Below are 21,574 nucleotides of genomic sequence, written 5' to 3'. Positions count from 1 at the left end.
ACGCCCGATGTGCAGAAACGTAAGTTTTCGCGGCATGACGCGCGCCTATCTCGTCCAGGCACAGGCAAGACGTCGGGGCCGCCCAAGATCGGCGCGCTCGACGGAGGTCAAATGCAACAGCGGGAGACGTGACCATGAACGATGGCAAACAGGCCGTCCGCACCTTCGTCTATTATGAAGGCGCCAGCGACGCGCGCTTCGATCGCGATTTCTACACCAATCATCATCTGCCCTTGTGCCTGGATTCGTGGGGTCGCTATGGCCTGCAAAGCGCGAGGGCCTTTTACGCTGCCGACGGTGCGGCCGGCACGCTGGTGATCTGCGAGTGCATTTTCCGCGACGAGGAGGCGCTGCAAGCCGCCTTCGCCTCTCCGGAGACACGGGCGGTAATGGCGGACGTGCCGCGCTTCACCGACCTTACGCCGATCCGCACCCGTCCCGTGCCGATGGACCCCTTCCCGTCGGTGGACTGAGGACCGCCCCTTCCGATCCGATCATGGGAGAATGAGATGCAGATCGGCATCATCGGGCTCGGCGCCATGGGCGCCCCGATCGCGCGCAACCTCGTCAAGGCCGGACACGAGGTGCGCGCGTGGAACCGCACCCCGCCGGCGCCGGACGCCATGTCCGGCCTCGTCCTTCTCGACGATCCGGCAGCCGCCTTCCAGGCCGAAGCCGTGCTCACTGTCCTTTCGGACGATGCCTCGATCCGGGAGGTCGTGCTCGAGCCAGGGCTTGTGCGCCGCGCCCGGCCCGGTCTGGTCCATGTCGTCGTCTCGACCATCTCGGTCGCCTTCGCGCAGGCGCTGGCGGAGCTGCACGCGCAAGCGGGGCTCGGCTATGTGTCGGCGCCCGTGCTGGGGCGCCCGGACGTGGCCGCCCGGGGCGCGCTCAACATGCTGGTGGGCGGCGCGGCCGCGGCGGTCGCGCGCGTCGAGCCCGTGCTCGCCGCGACGAGCCAGAGGCTGTGGCATTTGGGCGAGGCGCCCGAGCGGGCGAACGCCGCGAAGCTCGCGGCGAACATGATGATCGCGATGGCGATCGAGGCGCTCGCCGAGGGCGCGGCGATCGCGGAAAGCGTCGATCTCCCCCGCGCGCGCTTCTTCGAACTCGTGCTCGGCACGCTCTTCTCTGGGCGCGCTTACGAGACCTACAGCGCCCAGATTACCGACCGTGCCTACGAACCGAAGTTCAGGGCGGCGCTGGGGCTGAAGGATCTGAGACTCGCGGCGGAGGCGAGCGCGCGGACCGGCCGCACGCTGCCGATGCTCGAAGCGGTGCGCGCGCGATTGAGCGAAGCGGTCGCGGCGGGCCTTGGAGACAAGGACTGGTCGATCCTCGCCGAGCTGAGCCTGGAGAGCCGCGCCCCGCACCGGCTTGAGGGCGGCGCGACGCCGCCGCCCGCCGCCACCCAAATTCCAAGCAACTGAGGAGAGCAGGCGATGATCGCAGCTCTGGACGGATTTACGCAGCAGATGGTCCCGGCGAACGGAATAGCGCTTCATAGCGTCACCGGCGGCGACGGGCCGCCGATCGTCCTGCTCCATGGCTTTCCGCAAAGCTGGTGGGAGTGGCGCAAGGTCATGCCGTTGCTCGCCGATCGTTTCAGCGTGGTGGCGCTGGACCTGCGCGGTGCGGGCTTCTCCGACTGTCCGGCGGACGGCTACGACAAGGCCACGCTGGCCAAGGACGTGCACGCGGCGATGCGCGCGCTCGGGCATGAGCGCTATGCGGTGTGCGGCCACGATATCGGCGGCATGGTCGCGGTGGCGGTGGCGGCCACCCACCGCGACACGGTCACCCATCTGGCGGTGCTCGACGTGCCGCTTCCCGGGTGGAGCAAATGGGAGGCGACCGCCGCCGGCCTTTGGCATTTCGGCTTCCATATCAAACGCGATCTGCCCGAACGCCTGATCCATGGGCGCGAATATGACTATATCGCCGCCTTCGTGGCGGAGCGGATGTACGATCACACCCATTTCGATCCGGAAGATCTCGAGATTTTCGCACGCGCCCTGGCGCTTCCGGGCAGGACCCGCGGCGCGATGGAATGGTATCGCGCCTTTGCGGCGGACCATCCCGCCGCGCTCGCATGGAAGCGCCAGCCGCTTGAAATGCCCGTGCTAGCGCTTGGCGGCGAGCATCGCTTCGGCCCGCACATGGTCGACATGCTCAAGGAGTTCGCGCGCGACGTGACCGGCGGTTCGATCGCGCGCGCGAGCCACTATGTCGCGGACGAGCGACCGAAGGAGGTGGCGGCGGCGCTGATCCGCTTCCTTGGCCGGGCAGCGCCGGGCCGGTGAGGCGTTTCGGCCACCCCCCCACACATGCAAGGAGATCGACCATGTCTACCCCGTCGACGGTGCGCGGCATCAACCATATCGGCATCACCGTTCCCGACATCGAGGCCGCCAAGGCCTTCCTCGCGGCGGCGCTCGGCGGCCAGCTGATCTACCAATCCTTCGGCCCGGCCGATCCGCCCCGGCAGGGCGAGGCGTTCGAGCGCGCCACCGGCGCCGCGCCGGGCACGGTGGTCCGGGCGCAGGCGATGGTGAAGATCGAGACCGGGCCGGATCTCGAGCTGTTCGAGATGCACGGGCCCGATCAGGCCGCGCCGGCGCGGGCGAGCGATTTCGGGATCACGCATTTCGGGGTCTATACCGATGATATCGACGCGGCCGTCGCGCGCTTCGTCGCGGCGGGAGGAGCCGCGCTGACCGCGCCGCGATCGATCCCCTACGCCACCGAAAAGGGCGAGAGAAACAAGGTCTGCTACTGCCGCATGCCCTGGGGGACGACGATCGAGTTCATCACCTTGCCCGATCGCATGGCCTATCGCGACCACACCGCCCTGCGCCGGTGGCAGGACGAGGATCGCGCCGCTTCATCCGGTCAGTCATTCTCGCAATAAATCTTTTTAGGCGGTGACCATCGCGTCGCGAGCGACGAAGAACAGGGCATGGTGATCGATCCGATCTTCAGCGCCAAGCCGGCCCCGGCCCTGCCTCGATCGCGCGTCGACGCGGCGGCCGCAGGGCGCGGCGATGCCTGGGGCGCGCTGATGGCGGCGGCGCAATCCGGCCATGGCGGCGCGTACCAGCGGCTCCTGACCGAGATCTCGGCCTGGCTGGCGCAGTATTTCCGCCGGCGCCTGCCAGCCGGAGAAATCGACGACGCGGTGCAGGAGACGCTGATGGCGGTGCATCGCCGCCGCCACACCTATGATCCGCGCCTGCCGCTCGCCCCCTGGCTGGCGGGCATCGCCAGGCGCAAATGGATCGATCAGCTTCGCGGCATGGGGCGCCGCTCCGCCGACGCCCTTCCCGCCGATCTCGCCACCCCCGGCCACGAGGCGGCGGTGACCAGCGCCTCGGTGCTGGCCGGCCTGCTCGACCAGCTGCGCCCCGCGCAGGCGCAGGTCATCACGCTCGTCAAGCTGCACGGGTTCAGCGTGGAGGATGCCTCGCGCGAGACCGGCCTGTCCGCATCGGCCGTGAAGATGAATATCCACCGTGGCCTTGCTCGCCTTTCCTCGATCCTAGAGACAAAAGATGACGTCGACTGACGCGCTGATCCGCACCCTCTCCGCCGATCTCGTCGCCGTGAGGCGCCGAAGCGTGCCGCGCGAGGTGGCAGCGCTGGCGGCGGTCGGCGTGGTGGAGGCGGGCCTGCTCCTGGCCGCCGGCGCGATGCGTCCGGACATGGCGCAGATGATCTCGACACCCTTCATGCTGTGGAAGATCGGCAGCCTGGCGCTGCTGGCGGGCGTGACCGGCCTCGTGGCGGTGCGCTCGCTCGCCCCGCCCGCCACGCCGCGGCGGGGGATGATGGCCGCGCTCGCGCTGGCGGCGCTGACGGTCGTCGCGGGGCTGTTCGTCACCCCGACGGGAGCGGGCGGCTTGCCGCTGCTCCAGCGTCTCTCGCCCGTCCACGGCCTGCTCTGCGCGACCGCCATCACCGTGCTGTCGCTGCCGATGATGGCGGCGCTGGCGGTGCTGATGCGACGCGCGGCGCCGGTGCGGCCGCGTCAGAGCGCGCTCGCGTGCGGGCTGGCCGCCGCGGCCTCGGGCGCGCTGATCTTCACGATCTGCTGCCCCATGAACGATCCGCTCTACGTCATCGTCTGGTACGCGCTCGGGGTCGCCGCCGTCGCCTCGGCCGCGCGCTGGCTCCTGCCCAAGCGCTTCCGCCTCTAGACTCCCGCCGCGCCGCGCCCGCGCGGCCCGCCATTTCCCCGCGCGCTCGTCTCTCGAAGCCTGTGCCTCGGGATCGGACGGCGCGCGCCCTTTCCGCCTCGATCTGGAGTTCGCCATGACCATGAGTTTGACACGCCAACCGCCCGTGACCCGCGCCGGCGCCGCGTCCCACTGGCTCAAGCGCTATTATTTCACGCGCTTCCTCGTCTCGGCGCTGTGGGTGCTGCTCGCCTTCGCCGTTGCGCGGCATGTGCCGCCGCTCGCCGCGGTGATGCTGATCGGCTACCCGGCCTGGGATGCGCTCGCCAATTATGTCGATGCGCTCCGCAGCGGCGGCCTCGCGCGGAACCGGGCGCAGGCGCTCAACGTCGCGGTCAGCCTCGTCACCAGCTTCGCCGTATCGGTCGCGCTGGGCCGCGGCCCCCACGCGGTGCTGTTCGTCTTCGGCGTGTGGGCGTGGTTTTCGGGCGTCCTGCAACTCGCCGCCGCGGCCAAGCGGTGGAAGACCGCCGGCGCGCAATGGGCGATGATCCTCAGCGGCGCCCAATCCGCGCTCGCCGCCAGCTTCATGATCAAGATGGCGATCGGCACGAAGGCGGTCGGCATCGCCGACGTGGCGCCCTATGCCGCCTTCGGCGCCTTCTATTTCCTGGTGTCCGCCCTCTCGCTGACGGTGAGCGACGCCCGCAAGGCGACCAAGAAAAGCCGGTGAGCACGTCGCCGACCGCGCGCCTCCGCGCATCCTCTCACCCGGAGACGAGAGCCTCGTGACTTATGGCTATTTCCGGACGGCGCTTGCCGCGCTTCTCGCCGTCTCTTCCACGCAGCCCGCGGCGGCGGCGGGCGACGGGACGACCGCGGATCGGGGCCGCGCCGCGCCTCTGGCGCTCACCGTGACCCTCCCCAAGCGCTTTCCGACCAATGTGCACGGGCGCTTGCTGGTGTTCGCCGAACGGGCGACGCCCGCGAACGCCGGGGCCGACGAGATCGATCTCGATGACCAAGCCGGCGCCGTGGCCGTGGCGGCGCGCGACATAGCCGGCTTCGGCGCCGCCCGGCGCGCGATCATTGACACCGATGCGAACGCCTACCCCATGCGCTTCGCCGCGCTTCCGCCCGGTTCCTACCGGGTTCAGGCGGTGCTCGATCGCGATGGCGACTATACTTACGCCGGTCGCGGCGCGGGCGACCTGGTCTCCAAGGTCGTCACCCTCGCCTTCCCGGTCACCTCGCCTCCTGAGATCGCCCTGGAGCGCCGCCTTCCGCCCCCCGCCGGCCAGTTCGACACCACCGGCCTTCCACGCGCCGCGGCCGCGCAGATCGCCGCATCGCGTCCGCATCTTCATGACGAGCGCATCCCGTCGCCGACGCTCACACGCTTCCACGGCGGCCGCCGCCTCATCAAGGCATGGGTGCTGACGCCGCCCGGCTACGACCCCGGTGCGCGGATCACCTATCCGACCGTGTTCACCGCCGGCGGGTTCGGGGCGACGCACAAGCTCGACGGCCAGCAGCTCTCCCGCCAATGGCATCTGATGGAAACGGGCGCGATCCCGCCTGTGATCTGGGTGGCGCTCGATTATTCGACACCCAACGGGACGACCGAATTTGCCGACAGTGCCAACAACGGGCCCTGGGGCGAGGCGCTGATCCGCGATGTCCTGCCGAGCCTGGAACGGCGTTACCGCATGGATGCGCGGCCGAGCGGTCGCTTCCTCACCGGGCACAGCTCGGGCGGCTGGTTCGCGCTCTGGGCCATGGTCCGCTATCCGGCGCTTTTCGGCGGCGCCTGGGCGTCGGCGCCCGATCCCGTCGACTTTCACGATCTTCTCGGCGTGGATCTCTATGCGCCGGGGGCCAATATGTACCGGGCGCCGGATGGCGCGCCGCGCGTACTGGAGCGCGATCACGATCGCGTGATCACGACCATCAGGGACGCCGCGCGGCGCGAGGCCGTCCTCGGCACCAGGGGCGGGCAACTCCGCTCGCTCGAAGCGGTCTTCTCGCCGCGCGGCCGCGACGGCGAGCCCGCCCTGCTCTTCGACCGCCGGACCGGCGCCGTCGATCCGAGGGTGGCGGCCTATTGGCGGGAGCATTTCGATATCGCGCACCGGATCGAAGCCGCCTGGCCGCGCTCGGCGAGGCAGCTCGATGGCAAGATCCATGTCGTGGTGGGCACCGCCGACTCCTATGGTCTGGATGGTCCCGTGCACCGGCTCGATGCGCTTCTGCGGACGCTCGGCGCGCGGGCGGACATCCGCTTCGTGCCGGGCGCGACGCACAGCCTGTCGATGCTCTACGCGAAAGACGGCGACCGCGACGCCTTGTGGAAGGAGATGACGCGCGCGATGCAGGCGGTCGCCCGGCCCGATCCGGGCATCGCCGCCGATCGGACCGCATCCGCGCTCCCGCCAAGCGCCCCGCCCGTCTTCGCCGCCCTGGCCGACTGGGACATGAGCCGGGCGCGCGCGCTCGCGCACGCCATGCCTCCCGGCGCCGAACGATGCGCGGCCGAGGGCGTGATCGCGGTGCGGGAGAACCGGCTCGAACAGGCGGCGCGATCGCTTCCGCCCTGCCTGGCGACGCTGGAGCAGACACGGTCCTCCCATGCGCGCATGGCCTTCGAGGCGCTCCTCGATGCCGCCCTCCGCCAGGGCGACTATCGGCGGCGCCATGATCTGCTCGTGCGCTGGCTGCGCGCCCATGCGGGCGACACGGCGCCCGACCAAGCCGCCGATCTTCGGGACGAACTCGGAACGGCGGCGGCGTTGCGCGGCGTGCCCCGCCCGCGCGTCACCGGCCGCGCAATGGCCAGGCTGCGGAGCTATCTCAACCCACTGGGCACACGGACGGTCGATCTGACGGTGCGCGCCGTCACGCTGCCATGGCTGATCGATACCGGCGCCAATATCTCGGCCGTGTCCGAGAGCGCCGCGCGGCGCATGAACCTCGCCGTCCGGGACGCCGGCTACGAGGTCGTGGGGACGACCGGGCGAACGACGGCGACGCGGATCGCCGTTATAGACCGGCTGCCGCTCGGCGGCATCACGCTCCGCAACCTGGTGGCGCTGGTCGTACCGGACGCGGCCCTGCGCATCCGCTCTCCCCGCGCCGATTATCAGATCGCGGCGATCCTCGGCTATCCGGCGCTGGCGCAGCTCGGCCGCTTCAGCATCGATCCGGACGGCAGCGTCGAAATCGATCGCGCCGCGCCGCCGCTGCGATCGGGCGCGAGGCTCTACATGAACCGGCTGACGCCTGTCGCCGAGGTCGAGATAGCGGGCCGTGGCGGTCTGCTGAGCCTCGACACCGGCGCGAACAGGACCACGCTCTACGCACGCTATGCGGCCCGCTTCGCCGACCGCGCCCCTCGCTGGTCGCGCAAGCGCGAGACCGCGCTGGGGCTGGGCGGCGGCCAGGCCGGCGAGGTGCTGGTCGAGCCGGATCTCACGATCAAGGCCGGCGCGGCGACGATCACCGACCATGACGTGACCATCGCGCTGGACGGCGACCGGACGAACCCGGTGCTCGGCAATCTTGGCCAGTCCGGCCTGGCCTTGGCGGGGCGCTACACGGTCGACTTCCGATCGATGCGGCTGCTGCTGGGAGCGGAAGGGGCGCAGCGCAACGAGGTCGATGCGTCCTGCCGGGCAGGCGGCCCCGTCAGATGCTAGCGGACATCAGACTTCCTGTACGAATACACCCGGAGGTGCGACCGATCCTTCGATCCTTTACCGGTCCGCATCCAGGAGCGAACGATTGCCTAGTGCCGCCGCCGGAGAGATGGTCATACGTGTAAGCCAGGTTCATGACAGTGTCCGCCGCCCCAGTTCTCCGAAGGCGTATGTACAAAAGCCAAGCCAATGAACAAGTTTCTAGAATTCAAACCACAGAATAATACGAGCTGCTTGATGTCGGCACGCGCTTCTTCATCCGATCGGCGCCGCAAGCTCTCACTTGAGTATCAATCACGATTAACGCTTCCTGCAGCCCTGGCAGAAGATGCGTGCCATGTGGATCGGCGGCACGATTGGTAAGCCACACTCGGAGAGCCTGTCTCAAAGATTGGAAAAGCAACTGGCAGGCGTTTGTCTTCATCGCGCCCCCGGCAGCTTGGGCTGGGGATGGTGGCGGAGAGCCACACAAGATCGAGCGGGCACAACAAGCTGCAAACGTACAAATGTTCGGCGCTGGTCTTCGCCACGCCTCCGGTTGCGGACGCCTTGGAGCAGCAGGTGAAACCACAGCCGGCGCAGCGTACGAGCGACGGCTACGGCGTCGATTGCGAGACGGGCGCTCTGTCAGAAATGAGGACCAATGTGCCGACCGATTCCCTGCAAGTTGTGAGGCCACGCCTCCATCCGCGGATGTAATGGCCGTCGAAGGCCGCGCCGTCTTAACATAGGTCGTGCCACCACTTGGCCTAAAAGCGCTTGCCTCTCACACCTTAGCGGCATCGCTGAAGAAGGCATTCGCCCGCGCCGAAAGCCGGGCGGCAACGCGATCGGAGAAGATTCCCGCCAGAATGCCGATCGCGCAGAATGCCATGTAATTATTGCTCCCGGTGGCAATCGAGGAGGCGCTACCGAGGACCGCGCTGCCCCCGCTCAGCACCACCAACACGCACAGAGCAATTTGGTTGTAAGCTGTCGGGCAAGGACCCACTGAGGCGGCCTATCGCTGCTTGGACGATCCCATAAGCGGACATTGTTCCATTCGCCGTTTTGACGGCTCTGCCGGATCGAAGCGCATCCAGCCCCCTGGTGGAGCAGGCGCGAGCGTCAACCGGCCGCGTGAACTGGCAACCGGGCGCGCAGCGATGCATCGCCGGCGAGCCTGACCGACTCAGGGCCCACCACTTGAACCCCGAGGCATTGCGTTCTCGACGAGAAACCAGTGTGGTTCTCGGGCATAAGCCAAGCTCGTGGAGGGCATTAAGCTTCGTTTTGAGTCCAAGCATCTCGCCCAGCTGTCGCCGCCACACAGTGTCGTCAGAAGCGGAAGCTCGCCCAGCCCGCGACAAAGTCGGAACTTCGGAAGCCGGCCTGGGTCAGGGCGCCGCCGGCTTGGAGATGCTCGTAGCGGCCGGTGAAGGACAGGCGCGGCGTGATCGTCCAGACGAGCTGCGCGCGCGCGGTCTCCCCGATCTTGCGCGCGCGGACATTCTGCGTGCCCGCAAAGGCCGATCCATTGGCGCGATAGACCGCATCCTTCACGCTGTCCCGCCACGAAAACTGATACTCGATCGCCGCGCGGACCTTGGGCAGGAGCTGGACGCTGAGATTGGGCGCGGCCGCGATCAGGTTGGTGGGCGTCGCGTAGAGCTGGTAGCTGTAATAGACATTGTTGCCGAACGGCGCGAGCGCGGCATTCAGCCGTCCCTTGCCGTAGGAACCGCCGCCGCTGCCATAATCGGCGTGGACGCCGATCCGCGGCGCGGCGCGGCCCTTGCCCAGGCGATAGCTCTGCGCGACAAAGGCCTGCCAGGCGGAGATCGGGCGGCCATCGAAATGGCCCGCCTGGTGGTTGACCGTCCAGTCGAGATTGACGGGCCCGATATCGCCCCAGACATGAACGCCGTAGAATTGGCGCTCCTCGCGCGCCGACCGCCCGCCCCAGATCGCGGCCCGGTTGCGCAGCCGCCAGACGAACGGATCGAGATAGAGCTTCGACGTGCCGAACAGGTGCGTCGGCAGCACGATCCCGGTCGAGATGCCGGTGAAGCGGCGGCCGTCCGAGTTTAGGTCGTCGCCCGTGCCGCCCTGGGTGTTGCGCGTGACGGTGAAGTCAAACAGATCGATCCGGACGGATCTGGTCCGCGCCCATCCTCTGATCCCGTTGAAGGTGAGGAAGATGGTGTTGTTGTCGCGCGGCACGGTGAGCAAATTGGGTCCGTCGGCGAAGGTCTGGCGGCCATAGCGCAGGCCGACATCGGTATTGGCGAGGCGCCCCGTCAGATCCGCGAAGGATTGCTGGACGACGAGCGTGTTGCGCAGATTGCCCGAGGGCACGCCGATATTGGCGCCGCTGATGCCGCCATGGGCAAGCTCGCCATAGACGCGGAGGTGCTCGCCAATGTGAAGATCGGCGCCACCGACGATGCGGGCGATATCCTGGCGCTGCGCCTCGCTCTCCCGCAGATCGGGGTTGGTGGTCACGTTCATGCGCAGCCGCAGTTCACCCGACAAAGTGAGATAGACGAGTCCATCGGGCGTGAGCGGGAGATATTTGAGCCTGTCCAGGACATCCTTGCGCTGCGCCGCTTCGCGCGGTGCCCGCCAGACCTCCGCCCAGCGCGACTGATTGTAGCCGCCGGTGGTGACGCCATGGCCGATCGCCTCGGCGGGGTAACTTTCCGAAAGCGGCGCGGCGAGCGTCTGGCGCGGGCGATCGGACGGGCCGATGACTTGGGAGAGAGCGGGAGCGGCGCAGCCCAGGAGCGCGAGCGCGAGGGAGGCGGCGCCGATGCGGCGTCGCGGCAGGATCTGCATGGGATAGTCCTCGACATGGGCAAGCGGCGCGGCCGCCCGCCCGAGGGGATCATTCGGCCGGAACGGCGTCGGCGGGATGCGGCTCGCCGCGCGGACCGGCCTGACCGGCCAGCGCCTGGGCGAACCGCGCGCGATCCAGCCGCCCCTCCCAGCGCGACACGACCACCGTGGCGACCGCATTGCCGATGAAGTTGGTGAGGCTGCGGCACTCGCTCATGAAGCGGTCCACGCCCAGGATGAGCGCCATGCCGGCCACCGGCACGCTCGGCACGATCGAGAGCGTCGCCGCCAGCGTGATGAAGCCGGCGCCGGTGACGCCCGCCGCGCCCTTGGACGAGAGCATCGCGACGGCGAGGAGCAGCAATTGCTGGCCGATCGTCAAGTCGACGTTGCACGCCTGCGCGATGAACAGCGCGGCGAGCGTCATGTAGATGTTGGTGCCGTCCAGATTGAACGAATAGCCGGTGGGGACGACCAGGCCGACGATCGACTTGGGGCAACCCGCCCGCTCCATCTTCTCCATCAGTGAGGGCAGCGCGCTCTCCGAGGAGGAGGTGCCGAGCACGAGCAGCAGCTCGGCCTTGAGATAGCCGATGAGCTTGAGGATGGAGAAGCCAGCCGACCAGCTCACCGCGCCGAGCACGACAAGCACGAAGAAGAGGCTGGTCAGGTAGAAGGTTCCGACGAGCGCGGCGAGATTGGCGAGCGTGCCGACGCCATATTTGCCGATGGTGAAGGCCATCGCGCCGAACGCGCCGACCGGCGCCGCCCGCATCAGGATCGCGACGACCTTGAACATCGCCAGCGACAGGTCATCGAGCCCGCGCAGGATACGGTCCCCGCGCGGGCCGATCAGCGCCAGGCCGATGCCGAACAGGATCGCGGCGAACAGCGTCTGGAGGATGTTGCCCGCCGTCAGCGCCGTGAGGAAGCTTTCGGGGATGATACCCATGAGGAAGCCGGTGAGCGTCGTTTCGTGCGCCTTCGCGGCATAGTCGGCGATCTTGGCGGTATCGAGCGTGGCGGGATCGATGTTGAGCCCGGCGCCCGGGCGGACGACGTTGGCGACGATCAGCCCGAGGAGCAGCGCCACCGTCGAGAAGACCAGGAAATAGGCGAAGGCCTTGCCCGCCACGCGGCCTACCGCGGCGAGATCGCGCATGCCCGCGATGCCGGTCACGATGGTGAGGAAGATCACCGGCGCGATGATCATCTTGACGAGCTTGATGAAGCCGTCGCCGATCGGCTTCAGCGCCTCGCCCGTGGCCGGCGCGAAATGGCCGAGCAGCACGCCGAGCGTGATCGCCACCAGCACCTGGACATAGAGTTGCGCGTACCAGCTCTTGGCAGCGGCACCGCCCCCGCCTTCTTGCGTGTCGGTTCTCCGGATCATCGCATCACCTCTCCTCTCCGCCACTGCCGGGCGGTTGTGTCGATGCGCCATGATCCGCCTCTTCCCCTGCGGGCGAAGACGTCCGTGCTATTATTTGAATAACAATATCTGTCAGTGACTTAGCTGCCCCTGCCCGGCCACCGTGATGCAGAATTCGGCACAGGCTCCGGCGGCCTTGTGCAAATCCTTGCACAAGGCGGCGATCCCGCTAGGCTTGCGGTCCATGGCGCGGCCCGCACGATCGAACTGGCTCTGGGTGGTGGGCACGCTCGTCTGCGCGCTGGCCGTCGCCATGCTCGCGGGCGCGATCGCCAGGCATCGCGCCATGGCCGCGCTTGCCGCCTCGACGCGCGTCGATGCGCAGCTGCGCGCGTCGCTGCTCGACAGCGAGATCGCGCGCTACCGGCTCGTTCCGCTCGCGCTGGCCGACGATCGCGACGTGGTCGACACCCTCGCCGGGCGGCGGGGTGCTGCGGACGCGCTCGACCGCAAGCTCGAGGCGCTCGCGCGGACGACGGGCGCATCGGTGCTCTACCTCGTGGATCGACAGGGCATCGCGCTCGCCGCCAGCAACTGGAACACGCGCGCGAGCTTTGTCGGCGCCCGCTACGGGTTTCGCCGCTATGTTCGCGATGCGCTTGCCGCGGGGTCCGGCGCGCAATACGCCATGGGCACGGTCAGCCGCCGCCCGGGCCTCTTTCTCTCGCGCCGAACCAATGGCGGCGGCGTGATCGTCATCAAGCTCGAATTCGATCGGGTCGAGAAGGACTGGCGGCGCGCCGGCGGCGATACCTTCGTCGAGGATGCGCGCGGCATCGTCGTCGTCACCAGCCGACCGGCGTGGCGTTTCGCCGCGACGCGGCCGCTGTCGCGCGCGGACCTCGCCGCCGTGCATGTCGAGAGCAGCCTGCCCGCCGGCATGGTGCGCCCGCTGCGGATCGGCGGCGAGCGCGTCTCGCAGACGGTGCCCACCGCCTATCCGGGCTGGACCCTGACGCTGAGCCGCGCGGCCGAAGGGATCGAGCGGCCGGCCGCGCGTGCCGCGTCGATCGGCGCGGGTCTGGCGGTGATCGCATTGGCGGCGCTCGGCTGGGGATCGCGCCAGCGCGCCCTGCTCAATCGCCGGCGCACCGCCGAACTCGAGGAGGCCGTGGCGACGCGCACCGCCGAACTCACCCGCGAGATGGACGAGCGCGCCGCAAGCGAGGTGCGGGCCGCCGAGCTTCGCGAGGGTTTGCGTCAGGCCAACCGGCTGGCCACGCTCGGCCAGGTCACGGCCAGCGTGGCGCACGAGACCGCGCAGCCCGTGGCCGCGATCCGCACCTATGCGCAAACCAGCGCCACGCTGCTCGATCAGGGCGACGGCGAAACCGTGCGCGCCAATCTGGCGGCGATCGCGCGGCTCGCGGACCGGATCGGCGCCGTCACCAGCGAATTGCGCGGCTTTGCCCGCCGCAGGACGGATCATCAGCGCCCGGTCCTGCTCGCCGACATCGTCGACGGCGCGCGCCTCATCCTCAAGGAGCAGCTTCGAAGCGTGCGACTGGTGGCGCCGGCGATCGATCCGACGCTGGCCGTTTGGGGCGGGAAGGTCCGGCTCGAACAGGTGCTGGTCAATGTGCTGCAGAATGCGCTGGAGGCCACGCGCGGACAGGCCGAGCCGGCGATCACCCTCGATCTCGCGGTCGAGGAGCGCAGGCTGGTACTCGGAATTCAGGATAACGGCCCTGGCATCGGCGAGGATGTGGCGCGCCGGCTGTTCACACCCTTCGTCACCAGCCGGCCGGACGGGCTCGGGCTGGGGCTCGTCATCGCGCACGACATCATGATCGAGTTCGGCGGCGCGCTCCGCCATGTTCCAGGCCCCGCCGGCGCACGGTTCGAGATCGAGATGGTGCGGCCATGACCGACCGGCCCGTCGCGCTGGTCGAGGACGACGCCGATCTTGCGGCGGCGACGACGCAGCTTCTGTCGCTCAACGGCTATGCCGTGCAGCGCTTCGGCGAGGCACGCACCGCGCTGGCCGCAATTGACGCGGCGTATGAAGGGATCGTCGTCACCGACATCCGCATGCCCGGCATGTCCGGCATCGACTTGTTTCGCGCCTTGCACGAGCGCGACGCGGATCTTCCCGTCATCCTCATCACCGGCCACGCCGATGTCGCCACCGCCGTCGACGCGCTGAAGGCGGGTGCGTGGGATTTCCTGACCAAGCCGTTCGATCCCGACATCCTGCTCGGCGCGATCGGGCGGGCGACGGCGGCGCGCCGGCTGGTGAGAGAGAATCGGACGCTGCGCGATGGGGATGCGAACGGCGTCGCCGCCCGGCTGATCGGGCGCAGCCCGGCGATCCAGCGGATCCGCGACATGATCCCGGTGCTCGGCGACACCGATATCGATGTGATCGTGGAGGGCGCCACCGGCACCGGAAAGGCGCTGGTCGCGCGGCTGATCCATCGCGCGGGCCGGCGCGCGCGGCACCGCTTCGTCGCGATCGACTGCGCGACCGTGCCCGCCGCCGCCGTCTCCGATCTGTTCGGCGCGCAGGGCCTGATCGCCCGCGCCGATCGCGGCACGCTGTTCCTCGACAATCTCGATCGCGCCGAGGCGGCGCTTCAGCGGCGGCTGATCCCCTTCGTCGAGGATCGCTTGATCGGGCATGCCGCGCGCGAGCCTCGATCGCTCGATGTCCGCATCGTCGCCGCGCTCGACGAAGGGCAGAAGGTTTCGATCGACGTCGCGCTCTATCATCGCCTCGCGGCCGTGTCGCTGCGCCTGCCGAGGCTCGCGGAACGGCCCGAGGACGTGCCGCTCCTCGTCGCGCATTTCCTGCGAAGCCTTGCCGAGGCCCATCACCGGCCCGCGCCCGCGCTGGCGGACGCCACGATGCTGCTCAGCCGGCGCACCTGGCCGGGCAATATCCGCGAGCTCGAACTCGCGGCGGAAAGGCTGGTGCTGGGGCTGCGCGAGGATGCCGGCAGCGCAAGGACCGACGCGCCCCTGCCGGACCGCGTTCGCGAGTTTGAACGCGCCGCCATCATCGACGCCGTCACCGCCGCCAACGGCGAGATCGTCCGCGCGATCGAAGCGCTCGGCATCCCGCGCGAGACATTCTACTATCGCGTCAAACGCCTCGGGATCGACATCGCGGCGCTGCGCAAGCCGAGGGCGAGGCCTTCCGGCTGATCCGCAAGACCGGTTGAGCAAGCGGCGGGAGAGAGGGACGACCGCCGCGGTCCGCCCCAAGGGCTGACGCGCCGATCCGGCGCCTGACCCCCGCCACTGTCCGGTTCCGGACAGGGCTTCTGTCCGCTTCCGGACAGGCGCACCGGCGCCGACGGAGCGGCTTCCCCGCGTCGCCACGCTTTTCCCGCCCCGTTCCACTTGGCATGCATCCTGCAAAGTGGGGGAGGACCGTCGTTCCGGCGGTCTCGTGAAAGGATGACGGGATGCGCACTACCCTGCTCAAGCTCAGCCTGGCCGGTCTCGCCCTGATCGGCGGCGGCGCGGTCGCCGGCGTGGCGGCCGCCGCCGCCGGGCCCGACGCCGGCCTCCAGCGGATCGTCCTGCTGAGCGATCTCAACCTCCGCACCGCCAGCGGGCGCGCGGCCGCCGGCCGCCGCATCGCCACTGCCGCGGACCAGGTCTGCGACGACCAGGGCAGCCGCGATCTCGCGCGTGCCACCTGCCGCGCCCGCGCCCGCGCCGAGGCCTTGCGGTCGCTCGACGCGCGGGTCGCCGCCCTCACCGCCGCGCCCGTCCTTGCCGACGCGCGATGATCGGCATGAGGGAGCACCCGGGCGCGGCGGTGCGGGCGGGCGCGCGCGGATGAGCGAGGCGCCCGCATCCTCCACCCCACCGGGCGCGGCGATGGACCGGCGCATCGCGCGGCGCGCCGGCCGCCGCTGGCGTCTGCCCGCCGGCGCGGCCGCCGGCGTCGGGCTGCTGTTCGCGGCGTGGCACGTGCTGCCCGCGAAAGGCTCCACCGACATGGCGGCCGCCGATGTCGAGACCGGGCTGGTGACGCGCGCGCCGTTCGACGATGTGCTGCCGGTGCGCGCCACGGTGGCGCCCGCGATCACCACCTATGTCAGCGCGGTATCGGGAGGCCAGGTGGCGCGGCTGCTGGTTGCGGACGGCAGCATGGTCGCGGCCGGCCAGCCCCTGGCGACCCTGCTCAACCCCTCGCTGAAGCTCGACATATTGACGCGCGAGGCGGCCATCGCCAGCCAGCTCGGCACGGTCTCCGCCGATGATCTCGCCCTGGAAAAGGGCCGGCTCGATCGCGCCACCCAGACCGCCGCCGCCGGCTATGACCTGGTCAAGGCGCGGCGCGATCTCTCGGTGCAGCAGCAGCTCCACGAGCAGGGCTTCGTCTCGGATGCCGGCGTCGCCACCTATTCGGAACAGGCCCGGTATCAGGCGGACCGGCTCTCGCAGCTCAAGGCCGGACAAGCCTCGGAGCAGCGGATCGCCGCCCTCCAGGCCGGCCGCCTCCGCGATACGCGCACCCGGCTCGTCGGCACGCTGGCCGCGGTCGAGCAGAGCCTCGATGCCTTGACGCTCCGCGCGCCGGTCGCGGGGCGGCTCACCAATTTCACCGTCCAGCCCGGCCAGAACCTGAAGCCCGGCGATCCGGCCGGCCAGATCGACAGCGAGGGGCGCTGGAAGCTGGTGGCCGATGTCGACGAATATTATCTCGGCCGCGTCCGCGTCGGCCAAAGCGCCACGGGCGAAGGCAATCTCCGCCTCACCGTCATCAAGGTGCTGCCGGCGGTGACGGACGGCCGCTTCCGCATCGAGCTGGGCTTCGCGGGCGCCGCGCCGCCGCTCAGCCGGGGCCAGGCGATCGACGTCCGGGTGGTCCTCGGCGCGAGCCGGAGCGCGGTGATCGCGCCCACCGGCGCGTGGCTGGACAGCGGCGGCGGGGTCTCGGCCTTCGTGCTCGACGGCGCCGGCCGCCATGCCGCGCGGCGCGCGATCCGCGTCGGCGCGCGCAATCCCCGGGCGGTGGAGATATTGGCCGGCCTCCACCCCGGCGACCGCATCGTCACCTCCGCCACCGACACGATCAAGGGCGACGCCCTCAACATCCGCTGATCCGGAGACCTTCTTTGATCCAGCTTCAATCGATCCAGCGCCGCTACGTGTCCGACGAGGTGGAGACCACCGCGCTCGCCGATATCGACCTTGACGTGCGCGCGGGCGAGTTCCTCGCCATCATGGGGCCTTCGGGCTGCGGCAAATCCACATTGCTCAACACGCTCGGCACGGTCGATCGGCCCTCGGCCGGGCGCTATCTGTTCAACGGCCGCGATCTCGCGCAGCTCGACGAGGCGGCGCTCGCCCGGTTCCGCTCGGAGAGCCTGGGCTTCGTCTTCCAGAGCTTCAACCTCATCGACGAGCTGACCGTGCAGGAAAATGTCGAACTCGGCCTCGCCTATCGCCGGGGCGGCGGCGGCGATCGGCGCGCCCGGGTGGCGGCGGCGATGGACCGGGTCGGCATTTCGCACCGCGCGCGGCACTTTCCCCACCAGCTTTCGGGCGGACAGCAGCAGCGCGCGGCGATCGCGCGCGCCATCGTCGGCGCGCCCGAACTGATCCTGGCGGACGAGCCCACCGGCAATCTCGATACCGAGAATGGCGCGCAGGTCATGGACATTCTGACGAGTCTCAACGCCGAGGGAGCGACGATCGTGATGGTGACCCATTCGCCGGCCCATGCCGATATTGCGCGGCGCCGTATCGACATGCTCGACGGCCGCATCGTCTCGTCCGTCGCGCGCGCGCTCTGAGGAGGCCGGGATGGATCGCCTCGCCCTGACCGGCTTTCTCCGCGCGCTCGCGCGGCACAAGCTCTACGCCGCGCTCAATATCGGCGGCCTGGCGCTCGGCATCGCCGTGTTCCTCGTGCTCGGCCTCTATGTGCGGTTCGAGACGAGTTTCGAGCGCTGGCTGCCCGGCGCGTCGCAAATCTGGCTGCTCGAGACCCGCGCGGCGGACGATAATGGGCCGGAGGCGCGGCAGAGCACGCCCATGGCGCTGTGGAGCGCGATCGCGCGCGATCTGCCCGATACGCTCGGCACCCGGATCGACGCCAACCGCGCGATCGTCGTCCGCGACGGCATCGGCGTGAACGAGACGCTCGCCCAGGTCGATGCCGACTTCTTCAAGCTGTTCGAGCTGCCCGTGCTCGAGGGCAGCACGGCCGCGGGCCTCGCCGATCCCACCGCGATCGTCCTCACCCGCAAGACCGCCGCCAAATATTTCGGCACCGCGTCGCCCGTCGGCCAATCGATCCGGCTCGTCTATGACGGCGTCAGCCATGTCCACCACGTCATCGCCGTGGTCGCCGATCTTCCGCGCAACACCGATCTGGACGATTTCGGCCTGTTCGCGCGCCGGATCCTTACCGAGGATCCCGCCGATGACCGGTACCGGCGCGACCATGAATGGAATTATGGCGGCCCACAGACCTATGTCCGGTTCGCGAGCGAGGCGGCCGAACAGCGGTTCGCCGCCGCCCTGCCCGCGCTGCTCGCCCGCCATGTCGCCAGCGAGACGCCGGACGATCCCACCTATCACATCAAGATCGTGCCGAGGCGCCTCACCTCGGTCCATTTCGATACGCCCGGATCGCGGCTCACCGTCACCACGCTCGGCACGGTCGGCCTGCTCACCCTGCTTCTCGCGATCGTGAACTATGTCAATCTGGCGAGCGCGCGAGCCGGGCTGCGGGCGCGCGAGGTGGCGATGCGCAAGGTGCTCGGCGCCAGCCGCGCCGCCTTGCTCCGCCATTATCTGCTCGAAGCCGTCGCCACCGCCGCCATCGCCGCGCTTCTCGGCCTGGCGCTCGCCGAGGCGGGGCTGCCGCTGGTCAACGCCGCCGGCGGGCTGGCGCTCGTCATCCATTATGGCCCGAGCCATGGCGTGCTGCTGCCGCTCGCCGCGCTGGTGCTGCTCGTGGGCCTGCTCGCGGGCGCCTATCCCGCGCTGCTGCTGGCGCGCTTTCCCGCGGCGGCGGTGCTGGCCTCGGCCCGTGCGCCGGGTGGCGGACGCGCCGGGGCGCGCGTGCGCGAGCTGCTCGTCATCTTCCAGTTCGCGGTGGCGATCGCCTTCATCGTCGGCACGCTGGTGCTGGTCGCGCAGACACGGCATGTCCGCGCCGCCGATCTCGGCTTCCGGCGCGACAATCTGCTCGTGGTGAAGTCGCTCTCCTCATCGAGCCTCAGCGACGGCCAGCGGGATACCCTGCTCCACCACTTCGCCACGCTGCCCGGCGTGCGCGCGGTGAGCGCGGCCAATACGGTGCCCGGCCACGGCTTCTTCACCTCCTCCTCCAACTTTCCCGTGCCGGGGCTCGCCGGCGACGGACCTTCGGTGGATTTCTTCGAGGTGACGCCGGGCTATCTCGAGACGATCGGCGCGCGCCTGCTCGCCGGGCGCCTGTTCGACACCGCGCATCGCGGCGACTTCAATCCCAATGCCAAGAACCCGAAGGGCACCAACGGCCCGCTGCGGACCAATGTCGTCCTCAACCGCAGCGCGGTCGCGGCGCTGCACCTGGGGTCGCCCCAGGCGGCGATCGGCAAGAGCTTTGGCGGCGCCACGCCCAAGACGGTGATCGGCGTGGTCGAGGATCTGCGCTTCGATTCGCCCCGGCAGGTGGTCGCGCCCACGCTCTACAGCGCGGTCGAGCGCAATCCCGCCATGGTGATCGGCGTGATCCGCTTCAGCGGCGATCCGCAGGCCATGCTCGCCGCCGCGCGCGAGGCCTGGCTGCAAGACGCGCCCGAAGTGCCCTTCCAGGCCGAGACCGCCAACCAGGCGCTCGACAAATTCTACAAGCGTGACGTCCACACCGCGCGCCTTTTCACCATCGGCGCGCTGCTCGCCGTGCTGATCGGCTGTGTCGGGCTCTGGGGCCTCGCCTCGTTCAACACCGCGCGGCGGGTGAAGGAGATCGGCATCCGCAAGACGCTGGGCGCCTCCTCGGCGGATATCGTGCGGCTGCTGATCGGCCAGTTCCTGCGGCCCGTGCTGATCGCCAATCTGTTCGCCTGGCCGCTCGCCTGGCTGGCGATGCACACCTGGCTCGCCGGCTTCGCGGATCGCATCGCCCTGTCGCCGCTCTTCTTCGTCGCCGCGACCGTGCTGGCGCTGGTGGTCGCGCTGGGAACGGTCGCCGCCCAGTCGCTCCGCGCCGCGCGCGCCACCCCGGCCTGGGCGCTCCGCCATGATTAAGCCGGCGCTGCTCATGCTCGCCCTGCTGGCAGGGCCGGCGGGGGCGGAGACGCTGCGCGACGCGGTTCTGGCGGCCTATGCCTCGAACCCGGTGCTGGGGGCGGCGCGCGCCCGGCAGGAGGCGCGCGCCGAGGCGACGGAACAGGCGCGCGCCGGCGGCCGCCTCACCCTCGCGGCGGATGGCGCGGGCGGCTACGACAAGTTCGGCTATGGCAAGGGCGTCGGCGTCGGCGCCTCGGCGCAGCTGCCGATCTGGACCGGCGGGCGCGTGTCGAGCGCGGTGCGCGCCGCCAGTGCCGATGTCGCGGCGGGGGCGGAGGGGGTGCGCGATACGCAGGGCGCGCTGCTCGAGACCGTCGTCTCCGCCTATGCCACGCTGCTCTACGATCAGCAGGCGATGCGGATCGCCCGCGCCGATATCGCGCTGCTCGATACGCAGGTGGCGGATTCGCACGCGCGTTTCACGCTCGGCAACGCGACGCGCACCGATGTCGCGCGGCTCGAGGCGCAACGCGCGTCCGCCAACGCCACGCTGGCGAGCGTGGAGACGGCGCTCGCGGCCGATCTCGCGCGCTACCGGGCGGTGGTGGGCCATGAGCCGGACGCGCTCGCCCCGCCCGCCATCGCGCCCGCCGCGCTGCCGCCCTCGCGCGACGAGGCGCGGCGGCTGGCGCTCCTCGCCAATCCGCTCTACCGGCAGAGCCAGGCCGCCGCCGATGCCGATGCGGCGCGGATCGATCAGGCGCGCGCCAATGGCGCGCCCAGCCTGGCACTGGGCGGCGGCTATGCCCGCGACTATGATCTGGCCGGCCGCACCGGCAGCGGCTTTCCGGTGATCGCCAATGCGGGGCTGATGCTGCACGTCCCCATCCTCACCGGCGGGCTGGTCGCGTCGCAGGTGCGGCAGGCCCGCGCCGAGCATCGCGCGGCGCTGTTCGACATGGAGGCCGCCGCGCGCGATGCGGTGCGATCGGCCGATGCCGCCTGGGCCGCGCTCGCGGGCGCCCGCGCCCAGGCGGAGGCGAACCGGCAGAGCGTCGACGCCGCCGAACTCGCGCTCAAGGGCGTGCGCGCCGAATATGCGTTCGGCCTGCGCTCGACGCTCGATATCCTCGTCGCCGACGAGAGCCTGCGCGGCGCCCAGCTCGCGCTCGCCAGCAGCGAGAGCGCGATGCTGGTCGCGCAGGCGGCGCTGCTCCACGCCACCGGCCGCCTCGATGCCGACGCCTTTCCTTGAGCCCAGCGGCGCG

General features: G+C 69.9%; 18 protein-coding genes. 15 read left to right on the top strand and 3 right to left on the bottom strand.

The genetic code is table 11. The features are described 5' to 3' along the window. The first annotated feature begins 134 nt into the window (after positions 1–134). From LHA26_RS17965 to LHA26_RS20205, 8 genes are all read left to right on the top strand, one after another. A complete protein-coding gene (locus LHA26_RS17965) occupies positions 135–473 on the top strand; it encodes an EthD family reductase (RefSeq protein WP_252168454.1) in 339 nt (112 codons plus the stop codon). A 36-nt stretch (positions 474–509) separates the two neighbouring features. Then, a complete protein-coding gene (locus LHA26_RS17960) occupies positions 510–1,430 on the top strand; it encodes an NAD(P)-dependent oxidoreductase (RefSeq protein WP_252168453.1) in 921 nt (306 codons plus the stop codon). Positions 1,431–1,442: 12 nt separating this feature from the next. Continuing rightward, positions 1,443–2,303: an alpha/beta fold hydrolase gene (locus tag LHA26_RS17955; RefSeq protein WP_252168451.1), complete on the top strand. Its 861-nt coding sequence runs from the start codon at positions 1,443–1,445 to the stop codon at positions 2,301–2,303. Positions 2,304–2,344: 41 nt separating this feature from the next. Continuing rightward, positions 2,345–2,911 (top strand): VOC family protein, encoded by a 567-nt coding sequence (locus tag LHA26_RS17950; protein WP_252168869.1) that lies wholly within the window; start codon positions 2,345–2,347, stop codon positions 2,909–2,911. Between the two features lie 48 nt (positions 2,912–2,959). Then, complete coding sequence (locus LHA26_RS17945; RefSeq protein WP_252168868.1) at positions 2,960–3,565, top strand: sigma-70 family RNA polymerase sigma factor; 606 nt, start codon at positions 2,960–2,962, stop codon at positions 3,563–3,565. Next, on the top strand, positions 3,552–4,196 hold the full coding sequence (locus tag LHA26_RS17940; RefSeq protein WP_252168867.1) for an NrsF family protein: 645 nt from the start codon (positions 3,552–3,554) through the stop codon (positions 4,194–4,196). Before LHA26_RS17945 ends, LHA26_RS17940 begins: the two co-directional genes overlap by 14 nt. 115 nt (positions 4,197–4,311) lie before the next feature. Beyond that, positions 4,312–4,908 carry a DUF308 domain-containing protein gene (locus tag LHA26_RS17935; RefSeq protein ID WP_252168866.1) on the top strand — a complete coding sequence of 199 codons (597 nt, stop codon included), beginning with the start codon at positions 4,312–4,314 and terminating at the stop codon, positions 4,906–4,908. Between the two features lie 55 nt (positions 4,909–4,963). Then, a complete protein-coding gene (locus tag LHA26_RS20205; protein ID WP_367890755.1) occupies positions 4,964–7,870 on the top strand; it encodes an aspartyl protease family protein in 2,907 nt (968 codons plus the stop codon). Positions 7,871–8,636: 766 nt separating this feature from the next. Here LHA26_RS20205 and LHA26_RS17920 read toward each other — a convergent pair. From LHA26_RS17920 to LHA26_RS17910, 3 genes are all read right to left on the bottom strand, one after another. Beyond that, on the bottom strand, positions 8,637–8,819 hold the full coding sequence (locus LHA26_RS17920; RefSeq protein WP_252168865.1) for a hypothetical protein: 183 nt from the start codon (positions 8,817–8,819) through the stop codon (positions 8,637–8,639). Positions 8,820–9,187: 368 nt separating this feature from the next. Continuing rightward, entirely contained in the window at positions 9,188–10,687 is a 1,500-nt protein-coding gene (locus tag LHA26_RS17915; protein ID WP_252168864.1) for an alginate export family protein, read from the bottom strand. 49 nt (positions 10,688–10,736) lie between these two features. Next, positions 10,737–12,080, bottom strand: a complete 1,344-nt coding sequence (locus tag LHA26_RS17910) for a dicarboxylate/amino acid:cation symporter (RefSeq protein ID WP_252168863.1) — start codon at positions 12,078–12,080, stop codon at positions 10,737–10,739. Between the two features lie 223 nt (positions 12,081–12,303). Between LHA26_RS17910 and LHA26_RS17905 the strand changes: the two genes are divergently transcribed. From LHA26_RS17905 to LHA26_RS17875, 7 genes are all read left to right on the top strand, one after another. Then, positions 12,304–13,986 (top strand): sensor histidine kinase, encoded by a 1,683-nt coding sequence (locus LHA26_RS17905; RefSeq protein WP_252168862.1) that lies wholly within the window; start codon positions 12,304–12,306, stop codon positions 13,984–13,986. Next, on the top strand, positions 13,983–15,266 hold the full coding sequence (locus tag LHA26_RS17900) for a sigma-54-dependent transcriptional regulator (protein WP_252168861.1): 1,284 nt from the start codon (positions 13,983–13,985) through the stop codon (positions 15,264–15,266). Before LHA26_RS17905 ends, LHA26_RS17900 begins: the two co-directional genes overlap by 4 nt. A 263-nt stretch (positions 15,267–15,529) precedes the next feature. Next, the gene (locus LHA26_RS17895) at positions 15,530–15,859 is read left to right on the top strand and encodes a UrcA family protein (RefSeq protein WP_252168860.1); all 330 of its coding nucleotides are present in this window, start codon (positions 15,530–15,532) and stop codon (positions 15,857–15,859) included. Between the two features lie 49 nt (positions 15,860–15,908). After that, the gene (locus tag LHA26_RS17890; protein WP_252168859.1) at positions 15,909–17,180 is read left to right on the top strand and encodes an efflux RND transporter periplasmic adaptor subunit; all 1,272 of its coding nucleotides are present in this window, start codon (positions 15,909–15,911) and stop codon (positions 17,178–17,180) included. Positions 17,181–17,194: 14 nt separating this feature from the next. Next, positions 17,195–17,875 (top strand): ABC transporter ATP-binding protein, encoded by a 681-nt coding sequence (locus tag LHA26_RS17885; protein ID WP_252168858.1) that lies wholly within the window; start codon positions 17,195–17,197, stop codon positions 17,873–17,875. Between the two features lie 10 nt (positions 17,876–17,885). Beyond that, positions 17,886–20,324 (top strand): ABC transporter permease, encoded by a 2,439-nt coding sequence (locus LHA26_RS17880; protein ID WP_252168857.1) that lies wholly within the window; start codon positions 17,886–17,888, stop codon positions 20,322–20,324. Next, positions 20,317–21,561 carry a TolC family outer membrane protein gene (locus tag LHA26_RS17875; protein WP_252168856.1) on the top strand — a complete coding sequence of 415 codons (1,245 nt, stop codon included), beginning with the start codon at positions 20,317–20,319 and terminating at the stop codon, positions 21,559–21,561. The genes LHA26_RS17880 and LHA26_RS17875 overlap by 8 nt, the downstream gene beginning before the upstream one ends. Positions 21,562–21,574: the final 13 nt, after the last annotated feature.

Origin of the sequence: Sphingomonas morindae (assembly GCF_023822065.1) — a bacterium.
Lineage (GTDB): Bacteria > Pseudomonadota > Alphaproteobacteria > Sphingomonadales > Sphingomonadaceae > Solisphingomonas > Solisphingomonas morindae.
This window is presented reverse-complemented; position numbering and strand designations above follow the sequence as displayed.